Source organism: Actinomadura keratinilytica, assembly GCF_039539665.1.
Lineage (GTDB): Bacteria > Actinomycetota > Actinomycetes > Streptosporangiales > Streptosporangiaceae > Spirillospora > Spirillospora keratinilytica.
On the sequence record NZ_BAABDO010000274.1, the window covers coordinates 1 to 1,023 of the forward strand.

General features: G+C 78.0%; 2 protein-coding genes. Both read right to left on the reverse strand.

From position 1 onward, the window contains the following. Positions 1 to 197, reverse strand: a 197-nt coding sequence (locus ABD879_RS32670; protein WP_345025661.1) for a hypothetical protein, incomplete at its 3' end; no start/stop codon positions are given. After that, a complete protein-coding gene (locus tag ABD879_RS32675) occupies positions 187 to 744 on the reverse strand; it encodes a SigE family RNA polymerase sigma factor (RefSeq protein ID WP_345025662.1) in 558 nt (185 codons plus the stop codon). The genes ABD879_RS32675 and ABD879_RS32670, both read right to left, overlap by 11 nt. Positions 745 to 1,023 lie beyond the last annotated feature (279 nt).

The following is a 1,023-nucleotide window of genomic DNA, read 5'->3' on the forward strand; positions in this document are numbered from 1 at the left end:
GTCGCGGCGGCCGCGAGGACGGGCAGCGCCCACCGGCGCAGGCCGAGGCCGTACCGCAGCGGGCTGCGCGTCCGGATGCCGGCGGCGCCGGGCCGGGCGGCGGCGCGGTAGCGGCGCAGCAGCGCCGGGTCGGCGTGGATCTCCTCGGCGGCCCGGCTGTAGTGGTCGCGCAGCAGGGCTTCCAGCTCATCGTCCATGCGCCCCGTCCCCTCTCACCGCGGGCCGCGGCTTGTCGGCCGTCATGTGCTCGCGCAGGGCCGCCATGGCGCGCGCGGCGTGGCTCTTGACCGTCCCCCGGGAGATCCCGAGGGTCTCGGCGATGTCCTGTTCGCTCAGATCGCACCAGTAGCGCAGGACCAGGACGGCGCGCTGTTTGGCGGGCAGGGCGCGCAGCGCCTCGTCCAGTTCGCCGTCCGCCGCGCCGACCGGTCCGCCGAACGGTCCGGCGGACGCGCTTGCGGCCAGCCGCTCCACCTCGGCCACGGAGCCGACCGGCAGGTCGCGGCGGCGTCTGCGCTCGTCGATGGCCAGATTGACGATGATCTTGCGGGCGTAGGCCTCGGGGTTGCCCGAGGCCAGGCGCCGCCACCGCCGTGCGACGCGCTCGTAGGCCAGTTGCACCAGGTCCTCGGCGACGTGCCGGTCGTAGACGAGGAAGACGGCGGTGCGCAGGAGGCGGTCCGCGGTGGCGGTCACGAACTCCTCGAACGTCGCGACGCCACCGCGGACCTCCCGGGTGCTCAACGCGGACACGTAGGGGCCGCGCCTAGCGCTGCGGCTCGGGCGGGCAGGCCGGGTCGCCCGGCCTGGCGGTCGGGTCGGCGTCCGACGCCGCGGGCACCGGACGGCGCGTGGGATCCGCCGCGGCCGGCGCCGGACGGCGCGTGGCGTCCACCGTGGCCGCGGGCACCGGACGGCGCGTGGGATCCGCCGGCCCCGGCGCCGGACGCGGCGTCGGATGCGCCGCGGCCGGCGCCGGACGGCGCGTGGCGTCCACCGTGCGCGGCACCGGCCGCGTCGTCG